General features: G+C 69.7%; 7 protein-coding genes and 1 pseudogene. 7 read left to right on the top strand and 1 reads right to left on the bottom strand.

All coding sequences use genetic code 11. The features are described 5' to 3' along the window. From tsaD to J7E68_RS04390, 4 genes are read left to right on the top strand one after another with little or no spacing between them, the layout of a single operon-like run. Positions 1-1,071, top strand: a complete 1,071-nt coding sequence (tsaD, locus tag J7E68_RS04375; protein ID WP_215170201.1) for a tRNA (adenosine(37)-N6)-threonylcarbamoyltransferase complex transferase subunit TsaD — start codon at positions 1-3, stop codon at positions 1,069-1,071. Then, entirely contained in the window at positions 1,071-1,577 is a 507-nt protein-coding gene (locus tag J7E68_RS04380) for a hypothetical protein (protein WP_251048636.1), read from the top strand. Before tsaD ends, J7E68_RS04380 begins: the two co-directional genes overlap by 1 nt. Before the next feature lie 3 nt (positions 1,578-1,580). Continuing rightward, a complete protein-coding gene (locus J7E68_RS04385) occupies positions 1,581-2,645 on the top strand; it encodes a hypothetical protein (protein WP_215170203.1) in 1,065 nt (354 codons plus the stop codon). Beyond that, positions 2,629-3,852: a hypothetical protein gene (locus tag J7E68_RS04390; protein ID WP_215170205.1), complete on the top strand. Its 1,224-nt coding sequence runs from the start codon at positions 2,629-2,631 to the stop codon at positions 3,850-3,852. The genes J7E68_RS04385 and J7E68_RS04390 overlap by 17 nt, the downstream gene beginning before the upstream one ends. Positions 3,853-3,859: 7 nt before the next feature. Here J7E68_RS04390 and J7E68_RS04395 read toward each other — a convergent pair whose 3' ends face one another. Next, positions 3,860-5,068, bottom strand: coding sequence for a class I SAM-dependent methyltransferase (locus tag J7E68_RS04395; RefSeq protein WP_215170207.1), 1,209 nt, complete (start codon positions 5,066-5,068; stop codon positions 3,860-3,862). A 143-nt stretch (positions 5,069-5,211) separates the two neighbouring features. On the opposite strand from J7E68_RS04395, the gene groES reads away from it, so the two are divergent. The 3 genes and pseudogenes from groES to J7E68_RS04410 all read left to right on the top strand — a co-directional run. Beyond that, complete coding sequence (groES, locus tag J7E68_RS04400) at positions 5,212-5,508, top strand: co-chaperone GroES (protein WP_017203655.1); 297 nt, start codon at positions 5,212-5,214, stop codon at positions 5,506-5,508. A gap of 151 nt (positions 5,509-5,659) precedes the next feature. After that, positions 5,660-6,589: an EamA family transporter RarD gene (rarD, locus tag J7E68_RS04405; protein ID WP_215170210.1), complete on the top strand. Its 930-nt coding sequence runs from the start codon at positions 5,660-5,662 to the stop codon at positions 6,587-6,589. Positions 6,590-6,733: 144 nt separating this feature from the next. Further along, positions 6,734-7,044, top strand: a pseudogene (locus tag J7E68_RS04410) (amino acid ABC transporter substrate-binding protein); the annotation flags it as partial.

Genomic DNA, 7,044 nt, shown 5'->3' on the forward strand with positions numbered 1-7,044 from the left:
ATGACCGAGCCGCTGGTGCTGGGCATAGAGACGAGCTGCGACGAGACCGGCATCGGGATCGTCCGAGGACGCACCCTGCTGTCGAATACGATCGCCTCGAGCATGGACGAGCACGCCCGCTACGGCGGCGTCGTGCCCGAGGTCGCCGCCCGCGCCCACCTCGAAGCCCTGCAGCCGTCGAGCGACGCCGCGTTGGCCGAGGCCGGGGTGCAGCTCGACGACCTCGACGCGGTCGCCGTGACGAGTGGGCCCGGCCTCGCGGGCGCACTGATGGTCGGCGTCGGCGCCGCGAAGGGCCTCGCCGTCTCGCTCGACAAGCCGCTGTACGCGGTGAACCATCTGGTGGGTCACATCGCCGCCGACATCCTGACCCCCGACTCCGAGCCCCTCGAGTACCCGACGATCGCCCTGCTCGTCTCGGGCGGGCACACGTCGCTGCTGCACGTGCGCGACCTCACGACCGACGTCGAGATGCTGGGCGAGACCATGGACGACGCCGCGGGCGAGGCGTTCGACAAGGTGGCGCGTCTGCTGTCTCTGCCGTACCCCGGCGGCCCGGAGATCGATCGGGCGGCCCTCGACGGAGACCCGAACGCGATCCGCTTCCCGCGGGGGCTGTCGCGAGCATCCGACCTCGCGGCGCACCGCTACGACTTCTCGTTCTCAGGACTCAAGACCGCCGTCGCGCGCTGGGTCGAGCGCTGCGAAGCCGACGGCGTGCCCGTGCCGGTCGCCGACGTCGCCGCGAGCTTCCGCGAGGCCGTTGTCGACGTGCTGGTGACGAAGGCGCTCGCCGCATGCGCCGACCTCGGCGTGCCGCGCCTGCTGCTCGGCGGCGGAGTCATCGCCAACCGGCGTCTTCGCGACGTCGCCCTCGCCAGGGCCGAGGCCGCCGGTGTCACGGTGCGCATCCCGCCGCTGTCGCTCTGCACCGACAACGGCGCCATGATCGCGGCGCTCGCTGCCGAGCTGATCTCGTCGGGCCGACGCCCGTCGACTCTCGCCTTCGGCGCCGACTCCACCCTGCCGGTCACCGAGATCCAGGTCGACGAGCGCGTCGCGGTGCAGTGATGAGCGACGCCCCACGAACCCCGAAGCCGACCGGTGCTGATCCGACGGCAGAGAAGGTCGTGCCGCGCACGAGCGTCGAAGGGCCGAGCGGCGAGGTCGAGCGACCGGCCGGGGCAGCGCGGCTGCCGGGGGCGCGCCGCGACGGCTACACCAAGCTGCCCACGGGTCCGGTCGGCATCGAACCGGTCGTCGTGACGGGGCCCGTGATCGACGGTGCGACGAAGGATGCCGAGTGGGCGCCGTCGGCCGGAGCATCGGCCGTCGACGACACCAGGCTCGCCCCCTGGGCACTGATGGCCGCGATCGTCGCGCTCGTGGCCTCGTTCTTCGTGGGATGGGGTGTGCCGCTCGCGATCGTCGCCGTGATCGCCTCGATCATGTCGCTGCGCCGCCCGGTCGAGAGTCGCGCGATCGCCCGATGGGCACTCGTGCTCGGCCTCTGCGCCACGGTCTACAGTCTCGGCTGGCTGGTGTGGGCCGGAATGCAGTTCGAGAGGCTCGGATAGCGGATGCTCGACGCCGAGGACTCCGTCGAGCTGCGCGCCCTGCAGGCGCGCGCCTACGGTCGTGCCGGGGCGCTGAGCGATGCGGAGGCCGCGCGGCTGCGCGAGCTCGAGGCCGCGCGGACCGTCGAGTCGGCGCCTCCTGGCCCGCCGGAGTCGACGCCGGCTGCGCCTGACTCTTCGCCCGTAGCGCCGGTCGAGAAGTCGTTGCCGGCACCGTCCCGACCTGAGCCTGCCGCCTTGGCCGCTCCGCCGCGCGATTCCGCGTTCGCCGCCCTGCGACAGCACTGGCGGGCGGCCCTCGTGGTCACGGTGATCTTCGTCGTCGCCGGCCTCGCGGCGGGATGGCTGCTGTTCGCCGACCGGGGGCCGGCGCCGATGCCGCTGACGGACGAGCAGCAGGAGTGGCAGAGCGCGATCATCGCCTCGGGCGACTTCGACGCCGGATCTGTGCGAGCCATGCGCGAAGAGGAGGGGGTCGTGATCTGGTTCGCGACCAAGAAAGAGGGCGAAGAAGTGTGCCTCGTGCTGGGCAGTGCAGACGCCACGGCGCCGGCCTGCACCACCCGGGAGCAGGCGGGGATCCAGGGCGTGAACGCCGCTCTCACGAAGCCTGTCGCCGATTCGCAGAGCTACGACATCGAAGCGCAGATGTTCCTCACCCCCGATGGCGAGCCCGCGATCATCGCGCGCAGCTTCATCACCTCTCCGCAATCCACATCGACGTTCGCCAGCCCCGCCGAGGCCGACGCGGCGGCAGCGCTGGCCGAGCAGACCGGTCTGGATCTGCGCACGATCCTGGTCGCGGGATACGACGACGACGTGCCGATCTGGACCGGCATCGACATGTCGTCCCAGCGGTACTGCCTCGTCTACGACGGGTCGATGCCCGACCCGCCCATGGTGTGCGACGACAGCCTGATGTTGTCGGAGGCCGACAGCACGCTCGCGCTCGATGTCGTCGGGGTCGATGACGGCGAGACCACCCGCTACGCGTACCGGTTCGGCTACGGTCAGCAGTACCTCACCGTGACCAGGGGCTGGGAGGGCGACGATGCCGCCGCAGAGTGATGCCGCCGAGCTGCGTGCCCTGCAAGCCAAGGCCTATGGGCGCGACGGCGGCCTGACCGAGGCGGATGCCACGCGGTTGCGGGCCCTGGAATCCGTCCGCGCCGAGGCGCCGCCCCAGCCTCCTGCCGAGCCCGCTGCACCCGACGAGCCGATCGTCGAGTCGTTCGATGTGCCGCGTTCCGCCGAGGGCGGGTCGGTGCAGGGGATCGAGCCGGGGCAGGAGGACGAATCCGAGGCGAGCGATTCCGGGTCTCACGCCGACGGGCCGGGTGACGGAACCACCTCGCCGCCGGCATCCGGTCTTCGCGTCGCCCTCCGGCAGCACTGGAAGGCGCTGGCCGCGGCATCCGCAGCCGTCCTCGTGATCGGACTGGGCGCAGGGTGGGCGCTGTTCGGACAGTCGGGCGATGCGGTGGCGCTCACGCCGGAGCAGCAGGAGCGCCGCGCCGACCTGCAGACGGCGGGCGAGTACGACTCCGGCAGCCTGAGGGCGATCGGGAAGGACGAGGATGCACTCGTCTGGTACGCCACCAAGGACGACGGCGATCAGGTGTGTCTCACGATCGACACCGTCGACGATTCGGCGACCCAATGCCACCGCGCGGAGGACCTCGACAACGGCATGGGTGCGGGCGTGAGCATCATGCCTCAGTCGAGCGACGAGGACGAGTACCCGCAGCAGATCTGGGCCTCGGCGGTGCGCGCGACGAACGGCGAGCTCGTGGCGGTCATCCAACGCTGGGACACCTCGCCGGACGACTGGCTGATGCAGTTCTCGGGTGAAGAACGGCAGCGTGCCCGGGAGCTCGTCGAAGAGGGCTTCGAACAATACTCGTTCTCGGTCGTGGGCTACTTCCGTGACGCGCCGGTCTGGTACGGGCAGCGCACTGAGGGCGCGAACGTGCAGGACTGCCTGGCCGTCGACGCGGTCGGCGCGATCCGGTGCGTGGAAGCAGGAGACACAGCGGGCACAGGGCAGGGCATCGAGGTGTCCGGCGTCATCGTGGATGAAGCCGGAGAGACCACCGAGCAGTGGAGCGTGGAGCTCGCATTCACTCCCAGTGGCACGTCGTACCTGATCGTCTCGGGAGACCAGAGCACCTCGACGCCCGAGCAGGCCGTGAAACCCGGTGAGACGCTGGAGCTCGGCGGGGAGTACCAGGACCCCATCGAGGTCGAGGTCCCCTCGGACGACTCCGAGGGCTGATTCGCCGCTACTCGGCTGCGGGCACCCGATCGGCCAGGATCGCGCGTCGCTGGCCGCCGACACGCGTGAGGATGAGGGTCGCCGCCGCATCTCCCCGCAGCGTCAGCTTCTTGCGGAACGCGGCGGGGTCGACGTCCATGCCGCGCTTCTTGATCTCGAGCGAGCCGATGCCGTGGGCCTTGAGCACCGCGCTGATCGCCTTGGGGTGCGCCGGCATCGTCTCACGCACCCGGAACGACTGCACGAACGGGCTCGTGACCGCCGCATCGGACGTCAGGTACGCGATGCGCCCGTCGAGCATGCCCGCATCGAGGCTGCGAGCGACATCGCCGATCAGGCGTGCGCGGATCACCGCGCCATCCGGCTCGTGCAGGAACGCACCGAGCTCGCGCACGGGAGCGTCTTCGGCGTCGGCACCCGCGGTGAGCTCATGCGAGCGCTCGCCGCGGATCACGAGGGCTGCCCGGCGAACGCCCTCGCGGGCGAGCACTCCGGTCCACAGCACCAGTTCGACCACACTGCCCTCGGCGCTGACCCACTGCGCCTCGGCGTCGGCGGGCAGAGCGTCGCGGTCGTGGCCGGGACCGAGCTTGATGCCGGTCGGGGTGCGGGAGGCGACGTCGAACGCCCAGTCGAGCGGGGGAGAGTAGTCGTCGGACGACACCCGACGCGTCTCGCTGTGACCGGCGGTGCGGCGGGCGGGGTCCATCCAGATCGCCTGTGCGTCATCGCCGTCGAGTGGAGCATGCGCCTCGGCGGTCCCGTGCGTGACGACCGCGCTCTCGCCGAAAGGTGCGAGGTTGTAGGCGGCGATGGCCGCGGTCACCTCGTCGGCATCGACCGCGACGACGTCGAGCCCTGCGCCGGCGAAGGCGAGGGAGTCGCCGCCGATGCCGCAGCCGAGATCGGTGACGCGGGTGACCCCCGCCCGGCGCATGCGCTGAGCATGGCGTGCGGCGACTCCGAGCCGGGTGGCCTGTTCGAGACCGGCACGGGTGAACAGCATCCGCGCGGCGAAGTCGCCGAACTTGCCCTTCGCCTTGGCGCGCAGCCGCGCTTGTCCGACCACGGCCGAGACGAGGTCGGGGGAGTGTCCTGCGGCGCGCAGCCGCGACACCATGCGGGCGACGTCGGCGACCTGATCGACGGGGCCGAGTTCATCGAGCAGCTCGAGTCCCTCGGGGGTGAGCAGGGCGCGCAGCTCGGAGATCTCCACACCTCCAGCTTAGGCGGCGGCCCGATCGCCGCATTGGCACTCGCATTGCGTGAGTGCCAGCGAAGCACCTAGACTGGATTAGCACTCTCGGGTTGAGAGTGCGAAAAGTCTTCCTGTCAGCGTCAAGAAAGAAGAGGTAGACCGTGTCGGTTTCCATCAAGCCGCTCGAGGACCGCATCGTCATCAAGCAGGTCGAGGCCGAGCAGACCACCGCGAGTGGCCTGGTCATCCCCGACACCGCCAAGGAGAAGCCCCAGGAGGGCGAGGTCGTGGCCGTGGGCCCCGGCCGCATCGATGACAACGGCAACCGCGTTCCGCTCGACGTCGCCGTCGGCGACCGTGTGCTGTACAGCAAGTACGGCGGCACCGAGGTGAAGTTCGGCGCAGACGAGTTCCTCGTCCTGTCGGCTCGCGACGTGCTCGCAGTCGTCGTCCGCTGAGACAACGTCTTCGGAAGGGCTCGGATGCTTCTCGCATCCGAGCCCTTCCTGTTTTTTCGCCACTCCGCGCGCGATTCCTGCCATTCTCCCGCCGGCCGGTGACCGACGGCGCAGTCGAGTCCGGCGGCGGGCATAGGGTTGTGCGGTGCCACTGACGAACACCTCGACCCGCGCCACCCAGACTGCGGGGGTCGCGTATGCCGGCGGGGCGTACCTGCTCTGGGGCGTGCTTCCGCTCTACTTCCTGCTGCTCACCCCCACGGGGCCCTGGGAGGTCGTCGCCTGGCGGGTGCTGCTCTCGTTCGTCTTCTGCCTGATCCTGCTCACCGTCACGCGCGGATGGAAGGCCTTCGGCGCGATCATCCGCCAGCCGAAGCTGCTGGCATGGACGGCGCTGGCGGGAGCGCTGATCTACGTCAACTGGCAGGTGTTCCTCATCGGCACCCTGACCGGGCATGTCGTGGAGACCAGCCTCGGATACTTCATCAACCCGATCGCGACCGTGCTGCTCGGCGTCTTCGTGCTGAAGGAGCGCATCCGCCGCCTGCAGTGGGCGGCCATCGGCATCGCCGCGGTCGCGGTGGTCGTGATCGTGATCTTCTACAACTCGTTCCCGTGGATCGCTCTGTCGCTGACGGCGTCGTTCGGCGTCTACGGACTCATCAAGAAGAAGATCGGTCCCGCGGTCGACGCGGTCAGCGGGCTCACCCTCGAGTCGTTCTGGCTGATCCCGATCGCGATCGTGCAGCTGATCGTCGTGGCCACCACGACGGGCATCACGATGGGGCAGAACGGCACGTGGCATGCGGTGCTGCTCGCATTCGCCGGTGTCGCCACCGCCGTGCCCCTGCTGCTCTTCGCCGCGGGCACCCGGCGCATCAACCTTGCGGTCATCGGAATGATCCAGTTCGTGACCCCGGTGATGCAGTTCATCCTCGGTGCCGTCGTGCTCGGCGAGCCGATGCCGCCCGAGCGCTGGGCCGGGTTCATCATCGTGTGGATCGCGATCCTGGTGTTCCTGATCGACCTGGTTCTGGCGGCGCGTCGCGGTCGCCGGAGCGTGCAGCCGCAACTGGTCTGAATCCGCGGCTCAGGCCGCGAGGAACCCGGTATCGGATCGTTAACGCACCGAAACATCGGCGACCCCTATGCGAGACCGTTCAGTCCTAGTGTTAGAGCACCCGACCGTGGTCACAATCCACGGCCAGTCACGCAAGGGAGCATCATGACCTCATTCACGCGCTCGCGCAGCGCCAAGATTCTCGCTGGAGTCGCGCTGCTGAGCGTCTCCGCGATCGTCGTCTCAGGCTGCACCAGCACGCCCTCGGATGAGTCCGACGGCGGCGGTGGCCAGCCGGCCGCCGACCTCACCCTCGAACTCGGCTCGCTGCTGCCGCAGACCGGTTCGCTGTCGTTCCTGGGCCCGCCCATGGAATCCGGCGTCGGACTCGCGGTCAGCGAGGTCAACGAGGCCGACGCAGGCGTCACGATCAACCTGAAGGCCGAAGACGAGGGCGACAACAACACAAAGGCGTA

The sequence above is a fragment of the Microbacterium sp. ISL-103 genome (genome assembly GCF_018613995.1).
GTDB lineage: Bacteria > Actinomycetota > Actinomycetes > Actinomycetales > Microbacteriaceae > Microbacterium.

What these genes read in the sequence shown, in the direction of transcription:
- J7E68_RS04385 (WP_215170203.1), top strand. Translation starts at nt 1,581, where the DNA reads ATGCTCGACGCCGAGGACTCCGTCGAGCTGCGCGCCCTGCAGGCGCGC.
- J7E68_RS04390 (WP_215170205.1), top strand. Translation starts at nt 2,629, where the DNA reads ATGCCGCCGCAGAGTGATGCCGCCGAGCTGCGTGCCCTGCAAGCCAAG.
- J7E68_RS04380 (WP_251048636.1), top strand. Translation starts at nt 1,071, where the DNA reads ATGAGCGACGCCCCACGAACCCCGAAGCCGACCGGTGCTGATCCGACG.
- tsaD (WP_215170201.1), top strand. Translation starts at nt 1, where the DNA reads ATGACCGAGCCGCTGGTGCTGGGCATAGAGACGAGCTGCGACGAGACC.